This is a genomic window from Bacillus sp. TH50 (assembly GCF_016650565.1).
In the GTDB taxonomy this organism is placed as follows: Bacteria; Bacillota; Bacilli; order Bacillales; family Bacillaceae_G; genus Bacillus_A; species Bacillus_A mycoides.
Map to the genome: position 1 here is coordinate 1,158,836 of NZ_JAEKFM010000007.1, position 21,292 is coordinate 1,180,127.

At 35.0% G+C, this 21,292-nt stretch carries 20 protein-coding genes; 15 read left to right on the top strand and 5 right to left on the bottom strand.

Annotated features, from left to right (window positions below):
- The first annotated feature begins 73 nt into the window (after positions 1–73).
- Positions 74–1,428 (top strand): IS3 family transposase gene (locus JFU23_RS23065; protein WP_157404958.1). Its coding sequence is split into 2 segments (ribosomal slippage): positions 74–527 and positions 527–1,428, totalling 1,356 coding nucleotides; the frame shifts between segments, so codons are not numbered across the junction.
- Positions 1,429–1,465: 37 nt separating this feature from the next.
- Here the strand turns inward: JFU23_RS23065 and JFU23_RS23070 are convergent.
- The 4 genes from JFU23_RS23070 to deoD all read right to left on the bottom strand — a co-directional run bounded on the left by JFU23_RS23070 (position 1,466) and on the right by deoD (position 5,144).
- Positions 1,466–1,660 (bottom strand): DUF3924 family protein, encoded by a 195-nt coding sequence (locus tag JFU23_RS23070; RefSeq protein ID WP_002011737.1) that lies wholly within the window; start codon positions 1,658–1,660, stop codon positions 1,466–1,468.
- A 125-nt stretch (positions 1,661–1,785) separates the two neighbouring features.
- A complete protein-coding gene (locus tag JFU23_RS23075; protein WP_000806230.1) occupies positions 1,786–2,316 on the bottom strand; it encodes a tyrosine-type recombinase/integrase in 531 nt (176 codons plus the stop codon).
- Positions 2,317–2,423: 107 nt separating this feature from the next.
- Entirely contained in the window at positions 2,424–4,235 is a 1,812-nt protein-coding gene (locus JFU23_RS23080) for a sensor histidine kinase (protein ID WP_002030723.1), read from the bottom strand.
- A gap of 201 nt (positions 4,236–4,436) precedes the next feature.
- The gene (gene deoD / locus JFU23_RS23085) at positions 4,437–5,144 is read right to left on the bottom strand and encodes a purine-nucleoside phosphorylase (RefSeq protein WP_000110704.1); all 708 of its coding nucleotides are present in this window, start codon (positions 5,142–5,144) and stop codon (positions 4,437–4,439) included.
- Positions 5,145–5,318: 174 nt separating this feature from the next.
- On the opposite strand from deoD, the gene JFU23_RS23090 reads away from it, so the two are divergent.
- Positions 5,319–6,113 (top strand): hypothetical protein, encoded by a 795-nt coding sequence (locus tag JFU23_RS23090; protein WP_201032783.1) that lies wholly within the window; start codon positions 5,319–5,321, stop codon positions 6,111–6,113.
- A 4-nt stretch (positions 6,114–6,117) separates the two neighbouring features.
- On the opposite strand, the gene mprF is transcribed toward JFU23_RS23090, so the two are convergent.
- Entirely contained in the window at positions 6,118–8,700 is a 2,583-nt protein-coding gene (gene mprF, locus JFU23_RS23095; RefSeq protein WP_201032784.1) for a bifunctional lysylphosphatidylglycerol flippase/synthetase MprF, read from the bottom strand.
- 186 nt (positions 8,701–8,886) lie between these two features.
- On the opposite strand from mprF, the gene JFU23_RS23100 reads away from it, so the two are divergent.
- From JFU23_RS23100 to JFU23_RS23160, 13 genes are all read left to right on the top strand, one after another.
- The gene (locus JFU23_RS23100) at positions 8,887–9,276 is read left to right on the top strand and encodes a hypothetical protein (protein WP_002086670.1); all 390 of its coding nucleotides are present in this window, start codon (positions 8,887–8,889) and stop codon (positions 9,274–9,276) included.
- Positions 9,277–9,298: 22 nt separating this feature from the next.
- On the top strand, positions 9,299–9,790 hold the full coding sequence (locus JFU23_RS23105) for a YpuI family protein (protein WP_002086668.1): 492 nt from the start codon (positions 9,299–9,301) through the stop codon (positions 9,788–9,790).
- Positions 9,791–9,896: 106 nt separating this feature from the next.
- Positions 9,897–10,811: a superoxide dismutase gene (locus tag JFU23_RS23110; protein ID WP_002030730.1), complete on the top strand. Its 915-nt coding sequence runs from the start codon at positions 9,897–9,899 to the stop codon at positions 10,809–10,811.
- A gap of 113 nt (positions 10,812–10,924) precedes the next feature.
- Positions 10,925–12,049 carry a D-alanyl-D-alanine carboxypeptidase family protein gene (locus JFU23_RS23115; RefSeq protein ID WP_201032785.1) on the top strand — a complete coding sequence of 375 codons (1,125 nt, stop codon included), beginning with the start codon at positions 10,925–10,927 and terminating at the stop codon, positions 12,047–12,049.
- On the top strand, positions 12,042–12,638 hold the full coding sequence (gene spmA, locus JFU23_RS23120; RefSeq protein ID WP_002086662.1) for a spore maturation protein SpmA: 597 nt from the start codon (positions 12,042–12,044) through the stop codon (positions 12,636–12,638). The genes JFU23_RS23115 and spmA overlap by 8 nt, the downstream gene beginning before the upstream one ends.
- Positions 12,635–13,165: a spore maturation protein SpmB gene (gene spmB, locus JFU23_RS23125; protein ID WP_002086660.1), complete on the top strand. Its 531-nt coding sequence runs from the start codon at positions 12,635–12,637 to the stop codon at positions 13,163–13,165. The genes spmA and spmB overlap by 4 nt, the downstream gene beginning before the upstream one ends.
- 288 nt (positions 13,166–13,453) lie before the next feature.
- A complete protein-coding gene (gene rluB / locus JFU23_RS23130) occupies positions 13,454–14,182 on the top strand; it encodes a 23S rRNA pseudouridine(2605) synthase RluB (protein WP_061675122.1) in 729 nt (242 codons plus the stop codon).
- A gap of 94 nt (positions 14,183–14,276) precedes the next feature.
- Positions 14,277–14,798: a thiol-disulfide oxidoreductase ResA gene (resA, locus tag JFU23_RS23135; protein WP_002141016.1), complete on the top strand. Its 522-nt coding sequence runs from the start codon at positions 14,277–14,279 to the stop codon at positions 14,796–14,798.
- A 121-nt stretch (positions 14,799–14,919) separates the two neighbouring features.
- On the top strand, positions 14,920–16,545 hold the full coding sequence (resB, locus tag JFU23_RS23140; protein WP_201032786.1) for a cytochrome c biogenesis protein ResB: 1,626 nt from the start codon (positions 14,920–14,922) through the stop codon (positions 16,543–16,545).
- 14 nt (positions 16,546–16,559) lie between these two features.
- Positions 16,560–17,717, top strand: a complete 1,158-nt coding sequence (resC, locus tag JFU23_RS23145; RefSeq protein ID WP_088030880.1) for a cytochrome c biogenesis protein ResC — start codon at positions 16,560–16,562, stop codon at positions 17,715–17,717.
- A 301-nt stretch (positions 17,718–18,018) separates the two neighbouring features.
- The gene (gene resD, locus JFU23_RS23150; protein WP_002011758.1) at positions 18,019–18,735 is read left to right on the top strand and encodes a DNA-binding response regulator ResD; all 717 of its coding nucleotides are present in this window, start codon (positions 18,019–18,021) and stop codon (positions 18,733–18,735) included.
- On the top strand, positions 18,735–20,510 hold the full coding sequence (resE, locus tag JFU23_RS23155; protein ID WP_085963310.1) for a sensor histidine kinase ResE: 1,776 nt from the start codon (positions 18,735–18,737) through the stop codon (positions 20,508–20,510). Before resD ends, resE begins: the two co-directional genes overlap by 1 nt.
- A gap of 143 nt (positions 20,511–20,653) precedes the next feature.
- On the top strand, positions 20,654–21,235 hold the full coding sequence (locus JFU23_RS23160) for a cob(I)yrinic acid a,c-diamide adenosyltransferase (RefSeq protein WP_002086651.1): 582 nt from the start codon (positions 20,654–20,656) through the stop codon (positions 21,233–21,235).
- The last annotated feature ends 57 nt before the right edge of the window (positions 21,236–21,292 follow it).

Below are 21,292 nucleotides of genomic sequence, written 5' to 3' on the forward strand. Positions count from 1 at the left end.
AAAAAAGAACAGCAATTATGAACTGCACCCCAATTGTTAGACACAGTCTAACAATTGGAGGTGCAGTTTTTCTATGGCTAAATTTACAGCTGATGAAAAAATACAAATCGTTCTACGTTATTTGAACGGAAATGAAAGTTATCGAGAAATGGGTAGAGCGATCGGTATAAGTGGCACAATCATTCTGAATTGGGTAAACCAATATAAGCAGAATGGTGTGGAAGCTTTTCTAAAACGATGTACAAATTACACACAACAATTTAAACTAGACGTACTAAACTTTATGATTGAAAACGGTATGTCCTTATTTGAGACGGCAGCTATCTTTAACATTCCTGCCCCTTCAACGATTTCTGTTTGGAAAAAACAACTCGAAACACAAGGAATTGATGCCCTTCAATCTAAAAAAAAGGGGCGTCCATCTATGAAAAAAGAGTCAAATAAACAAGTAAAACAAGCTTTAGCTGAAGGGTCAGTCGAAGCACTTGAAGCACGTATTAAACAGCTTGAAATGGAAAATGAGTACTTAAAAAAGTTGAATGCCTTAGTTCAAAACAAGGAAAAGTCACTAAACAAGACAAAGCGCAAGTAGTCTATGAATTAAGGCATAAATATTCGGTGAAGGCACTCGTGGAGTTAGCTACTATTCCACGAAGCACGTATTATGATTTAGTAAAGAAAATGAATCGCCCAGATGTAGATGCCGATTTGAAAGCTGAGATTAAAGTGATTTATGAGGAGAATGAAGGTCGTTATGGCTACCGTCGCATTCGTGATGAGTTAGCGAATCGTGGTCAGAAAGTGAATCACAAAAAGGTGCAACGTATTATGAAAGAGCTTGGATTAAAGTGTGTTGTGCGTATGAAGAAATATAAATCCTATAAAGGGAAAGTCGGTAAAATTGCACCCAATATTTTAGAGCGTAATTTTTATGCAGATGCACCGAATCAAAAATGGGTAACAGACATCACAGAGTTTAAATTATTTGGAGAAAAACTGTATGTATCACCTGTATTAGACTTGTATAATGGTGAGATTATTACCTATACAATTGGTTCTAGACCGGCGTATTCACTTGTTTCAGAGATGTTAGAGAAAGCATTAGAACGTTTACCTGAAAACCACCAGCTACTGATGCATTCGGATCAAGGATGGCATTATCAAATGAGACAGTACGTCCGTACACTTGAATCAAGAGCTATCGTACAGAGTATGTCTCGAAAAGGAAACTGTTACGACAACGCAGTAATAGAGAATTTCTTTGGGATTATGAAGTCGGAGTTCCTCTATATAAAAGAATTTGAATGCATAGAGCATTTTAAAATAGAATTAGAAAAATATATAGATTATTATAATAAGAAACGGATTAAGGCAAAATTAAAAATGAGCCCGGTACAATACCGGACTCATTTGGATCAAGTAGCCTAATGAAATAACCGTGTCTAACTTTTAGGGGTCACTTCAATTACTGCTGTTCTTTTCCATTGATGATTTGTTGTAAATCAAAAGGAGTTATCGCTTGGATAAATTCCTTTGAGATAAGTGTTTGAACGAGAGTGCTTTCAGAAATTGTAGCACCTGTTTTCTTTTCATAAGATTTCTTTAATAAATCAAGTTTTTCAGCCGTTTCTTTCGGTAATTCAATTGTTAATGTGTTCATAATTTCTCCCCCTTACTATTAGAGTACCACTACAGTATAGGAGAGACAAGACAAGAAAAGAGAATATGAAACATAAAAAAGGTTACCAAATTTACAAATGGTAACCTTTTTATGTATAAGAGTTATTAAGCAATACCGATATACTTTAAAGTTTTGGATGGAGTACTGTGATCAAAGAAGTGTTGTAAAAATGCAATATCAACACCTGATTTGTATGCACAATAGCCCCAAGTTTTTCGAAGTGTATGTGAGCTAATCCCTTCTAATCCAACTTCTTTTGCAGCTTTGTTTAAAATGTACCATGCATGTTGTCTCGTAATAGACTTTGTTCCTTTTTGAGACTTTAATAATGGTTCATTACGTTTCCAAGTTTTACGTTCTTTCATGTAGTCTTCGATTGCGTGCTGTAAGTCTTCATTTACAGCAAACCATTTATGTTTCTTTACTTTTTCATTGTAAAATAAAATGGAATGGCGAACATTTTCGTCTTCATCGATTACATCACTAACTTTTAATTGTAAGATTTCACTTACTTTTAAGCCAGAATTTACAGCTAATACGAATAATAAGCCATCACGTTTCGAAGATTGTAAAAGTATATTTTTGATAGTTTCTAATTGTTTTTCATTTTGAATAGGTTGTCCTGCTTGTTTCATTTCACGCACTCTCCTCTTTTATATGTGTAAAGGAAAGGATTAACTTGTTTCTTACTATAAAGGGAGAGTGTGAATTTCATGTGAACTCCTAGTGAAATTAAGACAAATTATTTGACTTCTTTTACTTTTTGTAAATTAAAATAAAATACAACGCTATTAGTGGTATTATACACGCCGTATTCAGCGTGATGGAGATCTAAAATGTTTTTCACAATGGATAACCCAAGGCCAGTACCTCCAGTATGACGGCTACGAGAAGCGTCTAAACGGTAGAAGCGATCCCAAATTTTTTCAAGGCTTTCTTCTGGAATAGGATTACCTGTGTTTTCAATTTTGATTTTCACTGTATCTTCCGTTTCTATAACAGAGACGTGTATTTTTTCACCATCTGGAGTATATCGAATTGCATTGCTAAGTAAGTTTACAACGACTTGCTCAATACGGCTACGATTTGCTTTAACAAATAGAGAAGAGTCAGCATGGATGTCTACTTGTAAATGTTTTTCCTCCATGCTAAATAATAATTTTGTATAGACTTGTTGAATTAATTCACCGATCGAGAATGTCGACATTTCTAGTTTGTACGTACCTGATTCTAGTTTTGCTAATTCTAACATTTCAACAATGAGCCTGTTCATATTATCTGTCTCTTCCAAAATAACATTTGTATAATATGTCGTATCTTTACTTACGCCATCTTGAATACCTTCAGCGAAGCTACGAATAACACTAAGTGGTGTTTTTAATTCATGAGATACACCAGAAATGAATTCTTTTCTCGTTTTTTCCAATTGACGTTCGCGTTCAATATCTTGTTGTAATTTTGTATTGGCAACATTTAATCGGTCGATTCGATCTTTTAAATTTACAGAGAGTGTATTAATACCACTTGATAACCCGCCAATTTCATCGTCTGCCGTAACAGGTAACTTCTCGCTAAAATCAAAGTTTGCCATTTTTTTTGTAACACGATTTATCTTAATTAATGGTTTAACAATGATTTTTGAGTAGTAGAAGGATAACAAAATAATAACGAGAAACACGATAATTAAGGCATAGACATAATAATCTTTCAAAACGAGCATCGCTTCATTAACAGGTTGTAAAGATGCTATCACAAAAGCGTAATCCTTAATTTTTCCGTTTTCCATAATAGGCTTTACAAAGACACTGTTTTTTATATTTTCCCCACTATCTAAAATATACGTGTTTAATTGATTTGAATTAGAAGTACCTTGTCTAATAGTACTTGCAAAATATTCAACAGCTTGTAATGTTTCAAAATCATTTGCAAGGCGAACCTCAGATTTGGAAGGGATATGTAATTTAGATATCACACCGGTAAAACTGATCTGAGACGTAGTTTTATATCGATTTGTGAGTCTATTTTTAGAGGGGTTACCACTAATTGATTGAAAATCAGAATTGCCATTTTCATTTCGCCATCGATTATAATTAGTCGTCAGTTCTAGTGGCGTTATTATATTATCTTGTAAAAATCCCTCTACGTGAATCATGCCCTCTTTTTTTAAGCCTAAATTTTCGAATTTATTATATTCTTCGGGTGTTAAAAGATTATTAAGTGGGATGGAATAGGTTTTATTGTTATTAGGGTTAATTACCTCAATGTAGTAATTGTTTTCACTTTTAATAATGCCGTTAGAATCTAAAAATTGCATTTCAGCATTCGTTTTATCGTGAAATTCTTGTTTTAGCTTTCTGATTTCCTCAAAACTTTTGTCGCTTTTTTCATAATTATCTACGAATTTTTCAAAAGCCGTTTGAACGGTTTTTATTTTTTTATTAATATAAAACTTCTCTAAAAATAGAGATTGTCCAAGGAAAAAAAGGAGAAATATGATTGTAAATAAAGTTGATGTTAATAAAAATAGTTTAAAGACGATGCTTCTGTTCTTCACTGTTTCACCTCGTATGAAAAATACTGTAATACAAATGATTTCTTAATTATAACAAAGGTTACAAAAAAGTAGAGGAGATAAATCTGTCTCTCTCTAAAGTAGTTTTTTATAGAAAGTCACATAAAGAGAAGGTGCAGTGACTATAGAAGTATTTTAGCATAAAAAAGAACTCGCCAGACGTATGACGAGTTCTTTAGTGTACTATTGCTGAATTGCTGCATCTAAAGCGATTTCAATCATTTCGTTAAATGTAGTTTGACGCTCTTCAGATGTAGTTTCTTCACCAGTGAAGATATGGTCGCTTACTGTTAATACAGATAATGCATTTACACCATATTTAGCTGCTAATGTGTAAAGAGCAGTCGTCTCCATCTCTACTGCTAATACACCGTAATCTGCAAGTTTTTTAACCATGTCCATGCTCTCACGATAAAATACATCTGCTGTTAATACGTTACCAACACGAACGTGTAATCCTTTTTCTGTTCCAGCATCGTAGGCTTTCTTTAAAAGATCAAAGTTTGCAGCAGGAGCAAAATCAAAACCCGGGAATGTTAAGCGATTCATATTAGAATCTGTACAAGCCGTCATCGCAATAATAACGTCACGTACCTTAACATCTTTTTGAATTGCACCACATGTCCCAACACGAATTAAATTTTTCACTCCGTAGCTTTGAATTAATTCGTTTACATAAATAGAAATAGAAGGAACACCCATGCCTGTACCTTGAACAGATACACGCTTTCCTTTGTAAGTTCCAGTGAAACCTAACATGCCACGCACGTTATTATAACAAGTAACATCCTCTAAAAATGTTTCAGCAATATATTTTGCACGTAATGGATCACCAGGTAATAAAATAGATTCAGCAATTTCGCCTTGTTTTGCTTCAATATGTACACTCATGAAAAATCCTCCTTATTAATGTATTGATAGAAATCAATATCATTTGCATTATACACTACGACTCCTTTCAATTAAAATCTTTTTTATTTGTAATATGTGCAAAAGAGGAGGATTTCATAAATCATAATCTAGAATATATATTTAAGAGGTTTTGCATGGATAAAGAAAATAAAAATGGTAGGTGATATTTTGAAAAATCTTGTCATTGGGCTTATTGCACTAATACTTATTGTGGCAGGAGGATTTTACATAAAAAAATATCAAGAAACTGTAGAAACGACCGGAGATGTTCAAGAAGTGAAATGGGAGGTGAAGAATAAAGAAGGAAATGAAAAAGTCGATATTTCGTTTCAATTGCTAAATAAAATGAATAATGAAGTTCGTGGTGTGAACGATCAAATTCGAGCAGTGATAGTGGATGGGAATTTGAAAAACATACAACAAACGAAGCCTATATTTGCTGGAAATGGATCGTATAAGCTATCTTCAGATGTAGCAAAAGGTGAAAGGTACACGATATTTTTGTATGAAAATGAAAACAAGTCCCTGGAATCATTTGCTAAGAAAGATTTTGGTGAAGAAAAAAAGGAGACAAACAAGGACAAGAATAAAAAGAAACTACCTGTCGATACTGTACTTACAAAAAATATAGGAGAGCATCAAGTGTCTCTTTTATTTGGTGCATTACATCCGAATGAGGCAACGACATTAACATTTCAGTTTCAAGCGAAAAAGGGAGAAAAGCTGAAATTAAATTCAGGGAGAGGCGAAGTCAACGCGCTATATATCGTTGATGAAACGAGTGGACATTTTTTATATGCCGTTCCTGTTGATACGGATGAGCAATTACAATATCGTATTACATTTCCAGAAGAAGGAACATATAAAATATGGGGGGATTTCTATATAAATGGTAAGAAGTATGAAAAGGAGTTTAGTATACAAGTGCAAAAACGAAAAAACAGCTAAGTACTTAGCTGTTTTTTCGTTTTCCTATTAATTTTGTTACAGAGAGCATTGTAATTGGTAAAGAATGATTCTTTCGAAATGCTAAATATTTTCCACTCCATGCAGGTTTATATTTTTCTTTGAAATGTCGTAAACCGCTGAAGCTATATGTGTAACGAACGTTATTAAATATTGCAGCAGCAACTCGTTCAGACCAAAACGATTGCGTTGATACACCGACATTTGAGAGTGGTGCCATACCAATATTAAAGGAATGGTATTCATTTTCTTTTGCCCAGTGGAATAAGTGGATAAAAATTGCATCCATAATTCCGCTAGGGGCATCTGGATAATAACGCATTAAATCAACAGATAATATGCCACTTTGATATACTGGCATAAAGGTTGTGAATGCAATGATTTTTCCTTCTGCATCAGATAATGTAGCGATAGGGGCACGACTAATATACTCACGATCGAAGTACCCAAGTGAAAATCCTTTCTCTTTTTTTCCGCCGAGCCAAGCATCAGACACTATCTTTAATTCCTCGTATAATTCGTCTGAGAATGGTGGCTCATGAATAGAGAATGTATAACCTTCTCGTTCAAAACGGTTGAAAGTGGCTCGCATACCAGCACGTTTCTTTCCTGTTATTGTAAACGTATTTAAATCAACGACAGCCTCTTCACCAAGTTTAAAGAAATTGTAGCCAAAATCGTGGTATAAGCTCATCCATTTGCTTTCAATTTGATAGAATACGCAAATATACCCAAATCGATCAGCTTCAGTCAAAAATTCTTGCAATACAGTGCGGTAGGAGGATGGATCACCAATTGGATCACCTAGTACAACAAGACGTTTTCCAGTAATTGAAAAGAGAAGAAGTGCTTTTCCGTCACTACTGAAGAAGAACTGTTTATCTCCTAAAAAACCTAAATGACTAAGTACATTCCCGCCATGTTCATCTAAGAAGTTTTCTAACCTTTTATCATTAGCTGGTTGCCCGGGAAATTGACTACGGTAACGATTGGCAATTAGTGAGCCGATAAGTAAAAAAGTAGGAACGAAAAAGGCTGCTGCTAATGCACTTCGTTTAACTTGTGTAATATTTCGAACGACAAAATCAGGTTGGAACGCTTCTTTTGCACCCGCAAATAAAATACCTAAGTTTTTATATAAATATAGCGTAAGTAATAAGAAGATAAATACTTTTACGATATCAGAAAGTGAGACTTCCATTTTCTCGCGTATAAATCTTTTACGAAGCATATACAACACAGCAAGTACGATTAATAAAATAAAGGTTTCTTCAATGTCAATTCCTTTTAAGGTATTAAAGATTGCTGCTCCAATTAAAGAAACAATCGTCATATAGTAAGAACGCTTTGTTCCATAATATATGCCTCGCGAAAGAATCAGGAGGAGAATACCGAATGTTAATGATAAGCTAAAAGAAAATTGAATAAGGTGCTTTGGAGCTAAAATATGTAAGGCGTGAGCTCGATTTATACTAGTCGGTAAAATTGTTGATAGAATAACCATTAAGCCAGCGAATACTGTTAAAGCGGCGGATGCCCATGAACCTAATTTCCCTAAAAAATCACGTTGTAAAGTCCAAATTACACCAGTTGTTTCTAACGCAGGTGCAATAAATGGTTTATCTTCAATTTTTTTTATGGCAGCTCCTGTCATTTCAAAGGCTGCAAAAATGAGACCTAGGCAGAATGGTAAGATGTAATAGACAAGTCGGTATAATAACATAGCAGGTAGTAATACGCCTGTATCAACGCCGTATTGTCCTAGTCCAGTTAAGAAAACAAGGTCAAATGAACCAAGGCCACCAGGAACAAGACTTACGACACCAGCTAAAGCAGCAATTACGTAAACACCTAAAAACTTTTGAAATTCGATATCAATTCCAAACAATATTAAAATGACGTACATAACGATACCGGCAGATACCCACTCGACTAATGAAACTAATGAATATAAAACAGTTGGATTTTTCTCTTCTTCTTCCTCTTGTCCGTCTAGCTGTTTTGTTTTTCTATTTTTAATTTTAGAAAACCCAATATATATAGGAACGAAAAGAGCAAAGAAGATAAGAACAGGCCATAACCACGGTTTTTCGTGCAGAATAAAACTAGTGTCTAATATTCCAATAAGGCCGAGGAATGACAGAATGGCTAATCCGTTAATAAAAGCGGTTGTCATCCAAGCAATACTTTTAATAAGTTTTCCATTATCTTTTATATGCGGACGATATAGCATTGTACGTACACCGGCACCAACAAGACCACCAAAACCGATAAATCCATTTAAAGTGTTGGCAATCCATGAGATGCGGAAGATCTTTTGTACAGGTATATCTGCTTTTAAGTAACGAAGCATAACAAAGTCATAAAAGAACATTGTTGAAACGGCAAATGCACCGAGTGTAATCGCTAAAAATACCCCACCAGTTGGAATGTTTTTAATTGTTTCAATTGCTTCTAAAAAAGAAATGCCTGCTAATTCTTTTTTAGCTTGAAAGAAAACAATTGTTAAGACAACAAATGGGAAGATTATTTTCCCGATTTGTAAGAAACGTTTCCATGAAAACGACATAAATACAACTCTCCTTGTGTAAGAAAACTGAGACAATAATATTATTATGACAAACTTCAAGAAAAATAAAAAGGTAAATTCCTGTATAGGGAAGCTATTTTTTATATAGGTTATATTTAAAAGAATATTTCGTTTATTAGAAAATTGAGTTAATATAAGGTTAAAGAAGGAAGAGAGGGGAAGTAGATGATTATAATAGGTTATGCAGGATATGAGTTAGAAAAAGCAAAACCGAATACATCAGAAGATTTTTTTAATAGATCTGAAGTAACATATATATTAAATAATCAAGAGAAAACCTTTTCTGTCTTATATGTTCGATATTTTGAAGAAATTTTACAAGAAATTACCCCTTTTGAAGGAAATCCAGTTTATAAAGTAGAAGAACAAGACGTATATTTACGAGATATTGTAGCGATCGCTTGTTTAGTGAAAGATAAAGAGCTACGCGCACAGAAGCGATTGTATCTCAATGAAGTAACAGACTTTCAACGATACTTTGACGAGGGAACAGTGGTGAAAGTACAAGAAATATTAGCTGAATTACATAAAAATAAAAGAGTAGAAATAGCGTAAAACGGCAAAGGAGAGAGAAGCCATGTCTAATTTGATGGTTGAAAATCAAACAGAACAAGTTTCTATATTTTTAGAAGATGTAATTTCCTTGATAACTAATTATGTAAATTATCATACGTTACCTTCTTTATTGGAGGAGACACCAACAGGAAACGAGCAATACTATAAAGGGATATTAGCATCAATAAGAAGACTTCTTGTTTTTTGTGAAGAAGGACTTGATGCATGTTTTGTTTTGTTGAATAGCCAACCATTTCGAAAGACCGCAGCTGAAACAGTTTTATATAAGATTTACCATCAAGTAATTGCAGAGTTTTTTTCGCCAAAGAATGATCATTGGTATGAAAATAGTCGTTCTGCTTATACAGGGAAAAATTCTATTGTTTTTCAGCAAATCCCCCCTGGATCTATAGAACGAATGATGAAGGATTTAGAAGGGAAATTTCAATTGATGCGTGAAGAACTAGAATATTATGAGACAGATTACCAAACAAAAATGTTGCACAAATATTAATTAAGGAAAAGAAGCTAAGGATACTTAGCTTCTTTTCCTTTTGTCCAGTTATATAAGGGATTTTAATTGAATATAGTTAAAGTGGATAGCATCAAGGAGGTGTGACATGAGTCAGCAAGGTGTATTTACAGATTACTTTCATGAAGTAGAAAGCTGGTGTGAAAGTGTTCTTCAAGTATTAGATAGCCGTGCAATGGAAGTGTATGATGTCCATATGCTTGCTTATAAAATTCAAACGTTATTAGAGCGTATGAAAGAGCATGAATACGACACAGATGCCGAGTTTATGTATGAAATAAGTGATGATGTAGAACATATTCAACACCATTTACAGGAAGTATTTATGCAAGAAGGAGAGGAATATGAACTATGTGAAAGAGGGGATAGCGAACGAGCTGTTCCGATTGGGGGGCATACCCTTCCGCCATTACCTTATCCATATAATGCGCTAGAACCGTACATTTCACGAGAAATTATGATGTTACACCATGATAAACACCATCGTAGTTACGTGGAAGGATTAAATAAAGCAGAGAAGATGATGGAAGAAGCGAGAAAAACAAATCAATTTGATTTAATTAAGCATTGGGAAAGAGAAGCGGCTTTTCATGGATCAGGTCATTACTTACACACGATATTTTGGAATAACATGAAAAAAGATGGTGGTGGAAGTCCGAGAGGGGCTTTTTCACAACAAATTGAGCAAGATTTCGGAAGTTTTTTACGTTTTCAAAAGCATTTCACGGAAGCCGCTTCTAAAGTGGAAGGTTCAGGATGGGCAATTCTTGTATGGGTACCCCGTTCAGGAAGGTTAGAAATTTTGCAAAGCACGCTTCATCAATTGTTTACACAGTGGGATACGATACCACTCCTTGTACTGGATGTATGGGAACATGCGTATTATTTACAATATCAAAATCGAAAAGATGAATATATTAAAAATTGGTGGAATGTTGTAAATTGGCCAGATGTAGAAAAGAGATTTGAAAGTGCGAAGCAAATTGAATGGACACCGTATTAGACGCATATCTCATGCGTCTTTTTTAGTGGAGGTGGAAGGAAGATTTCGTTCATATTTTAAAAGGCCAAGCATACACTTGTACAAAAAGTGCCAAAAGGACGTGGGGGGGAAATATGAGACGAATTTGTATAATAATTACGCTAATTATAATGTACGCAAGCGTTATGCCAATTCCTGCATATGCAAAAATGAACGGTGGTGTCAGTGCTCGTAACGCAGTCTTAATGGAACAACAATCCGGTCGTGTGCTATATGGGAAATTAGAACATGAGCCACAAAAAATTGCTAGTATAACAAAAATTATGACAGCATTATTAGCTGCTGAATCAGGAAAAATGAAAGAATTAGTAGCGGTTAGTAATGAAGCGGTACGAGTAGAAGGATCGGCAATTTATTTAAAACCTGGACAAAAAGTTAAGTTAGAAGATTTAGTTTACGGATTAATGCTTAGATCTGGTAATGATGCAGCACAAGTAATTGCTGAAAATGTGGGAGGGAGTATAGAAGGATTTGTATATTTAATGAATGAAAAGGCGAAAGAAATCGGAATGAAAGATACGCATTTCTCAAACCCGCATGGCTTGGATGGGGATGGATCGCATTATTCGTCGGCTTATGACATGGCATTATTAACGAAATATGCAATGGGGAACGAGACCTTTAAGAAAATTTTTGGAACAAAAACGTATAAATCAGATTCTTGGGATTATCCGTGGAAAAATAAACATAAGCTTGTGACATCTTATTATGAATTTGCAACAGGGGGAAAGACAGGTTTTACGAAGAAAGCAGGACGGACGCTTGTCACAACAGCTTCAAAAGATGGACTAGATTTAATTGTCGTAACTTTGAGTGCTTCTAGTGACTGGGATGATCATATGAATTTGTTTGATAAAGGCTTTGAACGTTATAAGCAAGCGAAAGTTTTAGGACAAGGCGCACTCGCTGAAATAAATGAAAAGAAATATGCCAATCATGTTTATACGAAAAATAGTTTTTCTGTACCTTTAACTGAAGAGGAAAGAAAGAGCGTGTTATTGAAAGTTGAGCTCGATAAAAGTGCAAAACTTACGGATGGAGTAAAGATTGGGAAGACAGAAATTTATGTAGGGAACGAGAAAGTTGGAGAAAGAAATTTGTTTTACAGTAAACGAAAGTTAGTAGCTACAACGGGAATGTATTGGAATAACGTGAAAGAAATCTTCTCTTACATGATAGGTGTTGGGATAGATGGTTAATCTCGTATGGGCAGCGATGGCAGTTATAGGGATTGTGTATGCCATGATAAATGGAACGATGGAAGAAGTGACCAAAGCAGTGTTTGAAGGGTCAAAAGATGCTGTAACGATTTGTATTGGACTTATTAGTGTTTTAGTATTTTGGCTCGGTTTAATGAAAATTGCTGAGGAAGCTGGATTGTTAAAGAAGTTAGTATCACTTTTTATGCCGATAGTAAAAAGATTATTTCCAGAAATACCGAAGGATCACCCGTCAATGGGATTCATTTTATCAAATATGATGGCGAACTTTTTTGGGTTAGGTAATGCAGCAACACCTTTAGGTATTAAAGCAATGGAACAACTGAAAGAGTTAAATGGTGGAAAGGATTCAGCAAGTCGTTCTATGGTGACGTTTCTAGCATTAAATACTTCAGCGATTACATTAATTCCGACTACTGTCATTTCGATTCGAATGACTTATGAATCAGCAAACCCTACTGAAATCGTTGGCGTAACATTTATAGCACAAGTGTTATCGATGATTGGAGCGATTTGGATTGACCGCTATTTTTACCGGAGAAGGAGTAGAAAGGGGCGGAAAAAATGAGTATTGTAAATACAATTTCATTATGGGTAATTCCTTGTGTAATTGGTTTTATCCTTTTGTATGGCACGATAAAGAAAGTTCCAACGTACGAATCGTTCGTTGAGGGCGGAAAAGAAGGGATTCAAATTGCGGTTTCCATTTTGCCGTTTATGGTTGGAATGCTTGTATCTATTTCTATTTTCCGGGCATCAGGTGCTTTAGATGCGATGATATCGGTAATGAAGCCGATGTTAGACTTTATTCATGTACCAGCCGAAATCGTTCCACTTGCACTTATACGTCCGATTTCGGGATCTGCTGGTTTAAGTATTACGACCGACTTAATCGCTACATATGGGCCAGACTCGTTTATTGGTAGGTTAGCTTCAACGATGCAAGGTAGCACAGATACGACTTTTTATATATTAACAGTATACTTTGGGGCTGTCGGTATTAGAAAAATGGGAGATGCATTAAAGGTAGGACTTTTTGCAGATTTAATCGGAATTATTTGTTCAATTGTGTTTGTTTCCCTATTGTTTCGGTAATGCTATTCATTTTTTGCGCTATTTAGCTTATAATACGTATACGACCACTATTAACGTGTAGTTTAATAGTGGTTTTTTTATGCGGTGTTTTTGACAAAATGATGAACTTTTAGCGTGGACAACATGAAAAAGTGTAAACAATAATAAAGGGTGAAAACGTGATATGCCTTTAGACGTTTATCATCATTGCTATGTTGTTAAAGATAGGCGAAGTAAATGGCATAAAGCTTAGGCGGTTGCCAAGTCTTTCTAATGTAAGGTAAGATAAATTTGAGGTGAAAAAAAGAAATGGAACGATTACAAAAAGTGATTGCGCAAGCAGGTATTGCATCGAGAAGAAAGGCTGAGGAATTAATTCAGCAAGGGAAAGTGAAAGTTAATGGGAAAATAGTGAAGGAGTTAGGAACAAAAGTAACTCCTCAAGATAAAGTGGAAGTAAATAACATCCCTCTTGAAAAAGAAGAACCTGTTTATTTTTTACTATATAAACCAACTGGTGTAATTTCAAGTGTATCAGATGATAAAGGAAGAAATGTTGTAACAGACTTTTTCCCTGAAATTAGACAACGTTTATTCCCAATCGGACGCTTAGATTATGATACGTCTGGCGTATTATTGATGACAAATGATGGTGAATTTGCAAATGTATTAATGCATCCGAGATATAAAGTTGAAAAAACGTATGTTGCAAAAATTAAAGGGCCATTAACAGGTGAGAAAATTCGCATGTTAGAACGAGGTGTTGCATTAGAAGATGGGAAAACAGCACCAGCACAAGTGAAAATTATTTCTTGGGACAAGCGTAAAGAGACTGCGATTGTACAATTAACGATTCATGAAGGACGTAATCGTCAAGTACGCCGCATGTTTGAAGCGTTAGATTGTAAAGTAGTGAAACTAAAGCGTGAACGCTACGCCTTTTTAGAAGTAGGTAGCTTGCGACCTGGTGATGCGAGAGAATTGTCACCACATGAGGTGAAACAATTACGTGCATTGGCTTCTACAAAGCCGCGCTAATCGATAGTGTGAAACTTTCACCAGTGGAATGCTCCGCTGGTGATTTATTAAAAAATACATATATTCATCACTCGTCGAAGAGAGGGGAGACAATATGAAAAAAAATCGCTTATTATTTCGTGTTATTATTCTACTCATTTTATGCGGTGCTGTAGGATTTACACTTTATCAAGGATTTTTTGCTGATAAAGAGAAAATGCAAATTGGAAAAGAAGCACCTAACTTTGTTGTGACAGATTTAGAAGGAAAGAAAATTGAACTGAAAGATTTAAAGGGAAAAGGTGTATTTTTAAACTTTTGGGGCACTTGGTGTAAACCGTGTGAAAAAGAAATGCCTTATATGAACGAATTATATCCAAAGTATAAAGAAAAAGGCGTTGAAATTATTGCGTTAGATGCAGATGAAACAGATATTGCTGTTAAGAACTTTGTGAAACAATATGATTTGAAATTCCCAGTTGCTATTGATAAAGGAACAAAAATCATAAGCACATATGGGGTAGGACCATTACCGACAAGCTTTTTGATTGATAAAGATGGAATAGTAGTCGAACAAATTATAGGTGAACAAACGAAAGAACAGTTAGAAGGATATTTAAAGAAAATTACTCCGTAATAAAGAAAGCCTTTACATATGAGGTGCATCCTTATAGTGCCTCTGATTTAAAAATTCTGAGTATTGCGGTAACTTGAGGTTAGAATATACAATAGTACATATAGATATAGGGGCGGTGAGAGTGTTGAAAGAAATTAAGTGTGAATGTGGACATGTTAATCCGATAGGAACCATTTTTTGTGAAGCATGTGGGAAACCATTTGAAAGTAATGAAAATATAAAATTATTGGATATGAGATATGAGGGGAGTGCTCGGAGATCTCTCACACATACAAAAACGATAGTCGATAAAATTTGGAGTTTTTTCTCTTCTGTAAAAGTAGGTGTATGGTTAATCGTAATAACTTTAGCTGCATCGGCAATAGGAACTATCTTTCCCCAAGAAATGTACATAACTCCAGGAATCGAACCAGCTGAATATTATAAGACCGAGTATGGATTTTTAGGACAATTATACTATCAATTAGGATTTAATAATTTATATGGATCATGGTGGTACATGATTTTAATTGCTTCCATTGGTATTTCACTTGTTATATGTAGTTTAGACCGTGTCATTCCTCTTTATAAAGCTTTAAAAAAACAAGGGGTGAAAAGACACCCAAGTTTTTTGAAAAGACAGAGAGTGCACGGGACTGGTACGCCGCATGAAGGTGACTTAGAACGAGTTCAAATTAATTTAAAGAAACGTAATTATAATGTGAAAGTGGAAAACGGTAACATTTTAGCTGAAAAGGGACGGTTTTCACGCTGGGGTCCATATGTGAATCATATTGGTCTCATTATCTTTTTATTCGGTGCAATGCTCCGTTTTTTACCGAGTATGTACGTAGACGAAGCCCTTTGGTTACGTGACGGTGAAACGAAAGAAATACCAGGAACGGATGGTCAATACTATTTAAAAAACGAGAAATTTATTAAGGAAGTTTATGATAAAAGTAAGGACAAGGAAGTTTTTGATGAAGCGATTGATCGTGTAGGCGATAAAATGATTGCGAAAAACTTCCAAACGAATGCTGTATTATATAAAGCGGTCGGCGAAAATATAGCAGGACAAAAACCGAAATTAGAAAAAGTAAAAGAAGCGGAAATTCGAGTGAATGAACCGCTGAAATTTGATCAATTTGCTGTATATCAAGTGGATTACAAAGAAAGTGAATTTAAAAGCATGTCATTCCATTTGCAAAACAAAGAAAATAATCAAAAGTGGGGACCGATTAAAGTAGATTTAACGAATCCTACAGAAAAATTTGATTTAGGAAATGGTTATTCTTTAGAACTATTAAGCTATTTTCCAGATTTTTATTTTGACGAGAATGGAAGACCAAATACGAAAACGAAATTACCAAACAACCCTGCATTTGTGTTTAAAATGTTTACGCCTGAAACACCAGATGGTGAAGTGAGTTTTGTCGGTATTCAGCAAAATATAGAACCAGATGGGAATAACAAATATAAAATGTCCTTTGCAGGTGTGGAAATGCAAAATGCAACAGCACTTACTGTAAGGAAAGATTTAACGCTTTGGATTCTCGGTATTGGAGGATTTATATTTATGGTTGGTGTGATTCAAGGGATGTATTGGAATCATCGCCGTATTTGGATACAACGCGTTAATGATGAATGGTGGATTGCAGGACATACGAATAAAAATTGGTTCGGTTTAAAGAAAGATATTGAAAGAGTACTAGAAGGTACAGCAATTCCGCAGCCAAGCGATAAAGTAGTGGATAAAAAAATTAGTTAAGGTGGGGAAACGATATGGTGCAAATAAGTAGTAACTTTCTCTTTACCGCATTTATTTTATATTTAATTGCAACTCTATTTTTCGGGGGAGCAATTAAAGAAAAAGGTCATAAATGGGCAAATATAGGAATAACGATTACAATTTTAGGGTTTATTGCACAAACAGTATATTTTGTTACAAGATGGATTGCATCAGGACATGCACCAGTTAGTAACTTTTTTGAATTCGGTACGTTTTTCGGCATGATGCTTGTTGGAGCATTTATTGTCATGTATTTTATGTACCGCGTAAGTATAATTGGACTCTTTGCATTACCAGTTGCGCTTTTATTAATTGCATATGCGAGTATGTTTCCGAGGGAAATATCTCCGCTTATTCCATCTTTAAAAAGTAATTGGTTACATATTCACGTGACGACTGCAGCAGCAGGACAAGCAATTTTAGCAATTAGTTTTATTACGGGCGTTATGTATTTATTGAAGAATGTAGATCAATCAACGAGAAGCAAACGTACATTTTGGTTAGAAACGGTAGTGTTCACACTTGTTTGTACAGTTGGTTTTATTGGAGTGACAACGGTATTTTCTAGTATGAAATATGAAGCGAAGTTTCAATGGGTTGATAAAAATGAACAACAAGTGGAAATGAAGTACAATCTTCCGGCTTTAGTGGGACCGCACGAAGGAAAGTTATTGTCAGAAAATAAATTAGAGCCGACAGTTGAAGTTCCGGCGATTGTAAATGCGAAAAAATTAAATACAGTAATTTGGTCTGTGTTAGTCGGAACATTGCTATATGTCGTATTAAGGCTTACATTACGTAAACGAGTATCAGCGGCGCTTCAGCCGTTAGTGAAAAATACGAATAGTGATTTGTTAGATGAAATTGGATATCGCTCTATTGCAATTGGATTCCCAGTTTTCACATTAGGTGCATTAATTTTCGCCATGATTTGGGCTCAAATCGCTTGGACGCGCTTTTGGGGTTGGGATCCAAAAGAAGTTTGGGCGCTTATTACTTGGCTCTTTTATGCTGCGGTATTACATTTACGTTTATCTAAAGGATGGCATGGAGAAAAATCCGCCTGGCTTGCAGTGATTGGTTTTGCAATCATTATGTTTAACTTTATTGTAGTAAACTTAATTATTGCGGGTTTACATTCATATGCATAGAGAAATAAAATAGGAGAGTGTATGTCACTTTCCTATTTTATTTTTGTCAAATTTTCTTCTTTTTTGAGAAAAACATGACAAAGTAGCGGTTGATTCTGTAAAATGATGTCGAGGACCAAATATACTGTTCAAAAAAAATACATAGTTTTGGAAAAAAAATGAACAAACTTTATTATTCTTGTGAAGCATAATATGGGAAGTGGAACGTTAAAAAATGCTTAATTAAACGAGGATAGGTGCAACATTATATTGTAGAAGGGTAGGTGTAAACCGTTGTGGTAAAAGTACGCAGCGGGTAGAAATGGAAAATGAATCAAGAATTTTAATTGTAGACGATGAGGATCGTATTCGTCGTTTATTAAAGATGTATTTAGAAAGAGAGCAATACACAATTGAAGAAGCGGATAATGGTGATACAGCTTTAGAAATGGCGTTACAAAATGATTATGATTTAATCCTACTGGATATTATGATGCCTGGTAAAGATGGTATCGAAGTGTGTAAAGGGATTCGTGAGAAGAAAGCGACGCCAATTATTATGCTGACAGCAAAAGGTGAAGAAGTAAATAGGGTACAAGGGTTTGAAGTTGGAACTGATGATTATATTGTGAAGCCGTTTAGCCCGCGTGAAGTAGTACTTCGTGTGAAAGCGGTATTACGCCGCGCTGTACCAACGACATTCTTTACACAAGATACAACGACGAAAGATGTTACTGTTTTCCCTCATTTAACAATTGATAATGATGCGCACCGCGTTACAGCGGATGGTAATGAAGTAAACTTAACACCGAAAGAATATGAATTACTATTATTCTTAGCGAAATCCCCGGATAAAGTTTTTGATCGTGAGCAATTGTTAAAAGAAGTATGGCAATATGAGTTCTTCGGAGATTTACGTACAGTTGATACGCATGTAAAGCGTTTACGTGAAAAGTTAAGTAAACAATCACCAGATGCAGCGAAAATGATTGTTACCGTTTGGGGCGTAGGTTACAAGTTTGAGGTTGTGAACGACTGATGCTTTGGAGAAGTGTAGTAGGGAAGTTATGGATGACCATATTACTTCTCGTTTCGTTTGTTCTTGGATTTGTTGCTATTTTACTTTCACAGTTTTTTAGAACGTATTATGTTGATATGAGTGAAGCTAGGCTTCAGAAAGTTGCAACAAGTGTCACGGAATTAATTGAAGAAGGTGCCGATGTAAAAACAATTGAGGATATTGCTTACAAATTTTCTGATCCACTTTCAAGGATTATCATTGTAGAAGACGGTAAGGAAATTTCTTCTTCGCCGAAACAAGAAGGATTAGTTACTCTTACAATAGATGATTTGAAAAATGATAAAGAATTAGCAGCTGTTTTTACAGATAAAAAGGATATTAAGAATAATATTAGAAAAGCTTCTAATAGTAGGAAGAATAAAAATACTGAAAATGATATTATGATCGTCGGGAAACCAGTACAGTCAAAAAATCAAAGTGCAGTGTTTGTATATGAATCATTGCAAGTTCCAATACAAGGTATGGAGAGAACGACTGATTTTATTTTCTTATCAGCCGGGATTGCGATTATTTTAACGACTTTCTTTGCATTTTTCTTATCTACTCGAATTACGGCACCACTTCGTAAAATGCGTGAGGTTGCATTTGAGGTAGCGCGCGGGAAATTTGATACGAAAGCCCCTATGGTGTCGCAGGACGAAATTGGTGAGCTTGCAACTGCTTTAAATCAAATGGGAAAACAGTTGAAGTTTAATATGAATGCCCTGCAGCAAGAAAAAGAGCAGTTAGCTAGCATTTTGAGTAGTATGGCAGATGGTGTTGTTACGTTAAATCAAGAAGGTGAAGTCGTTGTTATCAACCCACCGGCAGAACACTTCTTACAAGTTTGGCAAGAAGAAAAAGAAGTAGAGTTAATTAAAAAACTGCCTTCTGAACTTGTTGAACTATTCCATCTCGTTGTAGAAAGTGAGCAACAACAAGTTGTTGAAATTAATTTGCAAAAAGGTAACTACGTAGTTCTTATGACACCGCTTTACAATCAAACAAAAATTCGTGGAGCTGTAGCAGTATTGCGAGATATGACGGAGGAGCGTCGTCTTGAGAAAATGCGTCAAGACTTTATTGCGAATGTATCACATGAACTTCGTACACCGATGGTAATGCTTCAAGGATATAGTGAAGCAATTTTAGATGATATTGTGCAAACGAAAGAAGAAATTAATGAGTTTGTTCAAATTATTTATGATGAATCTGTTCGTTTAGGTAAACTTGTAAATGAGTTATTAGATTTAGCCCGTATGGAAAGTGGACATGTAGAGTTACATATAGGTGAAGTAGATATTCATCCATTTGTCGAAAAAATTGGCCGTAAATTCCAGGGGATTGCAAAGGATAAAGAAGTCCAATTAACAGTGGATTTCCAAAGTCCAATTGAACAATATCCGTTTGATGCAGACCGTATGGAACAGGTACTGACGAATTTAATTGATAATGCAATCCGTCATACAAATGCAGGTGGACATGTTACACTTGTAATTAATACGAAAAATAGTGGCCTTACTTTCGAAGTGCAAGATTCAGGTGCTGGTATTCCAGAAGAAGATATTCCGTTCTTGTTCGATCGATTCTATAAAGCTGATAAAGCAAGAACGCGAGGGAAAAAAGTTGGAACAGGACTCGGGCTTGCGATTGCTAAAAATATTGTTCAAGGTCATGACGGGAAAATTTCTGTATCAAGTGTCGTTGGAGAAGGAACTACATTCTCTGTATATTTACCAAATCGTATAATTTAGATATATATGTTTTTTAAAAGTTGATCATGAATAAAAGCTTTACTGTTTTTTTATTTTTTTGTAAGTGCAATTAAATAAAGAATGGTAGAGTTTTTTTTCTTTAATAATCAGAATGAAAATAAAAAGAGAGGTGTCATAATGAAATGAAACTTTATACAAAAACAGGTGATAAAGGGGAAACGAGTGTCATAGGTGGCCGAGTGGATAAAGATCATATACGTGTAGAAGCTTATGGAACAATTGATGAGGCGAATTCTCATATCGGATATGCCATGTCTAAATTACAAGAGGAATGTTTTCGTAACATTTATAACGAACTTGAAAATATTCAACATGAACTATTTGATTGTGGAGGGGATTTAGCAATAGTAGAGAAGAAAATCCCTTATAAAGTAACGATAGAGATGGTCGAGTATTTAGAGAGACGAATTGATTCGTATACAGAAGAAGCGCCGCCTTTAGAGCGTTTTATTTTACCAGGCGGTAGCGAGATATCGGCTGCACTACACATTGCACGTACAGTTATAAGAAGAGCAGAACGTTGTATAGTGTCATTGCAAAAAGAAGGAGAAACCAATGAAATTGTTCTAAAGTATATAAATAGGTTATCTGATTATTTATTTGCGCTTGCTAGAGTAATAAATGCGCGTTTACAAGTGAAAGATGTGGAGTATAACCGCAGTGCACTTGTTTTTCGTAATAAAGAAGAGAAGGAAGTGGAGTAATCCACTTTCTTTTTTTGTATACTTTTTTCTGTAATATCCCACAATAGAGAAGGTATG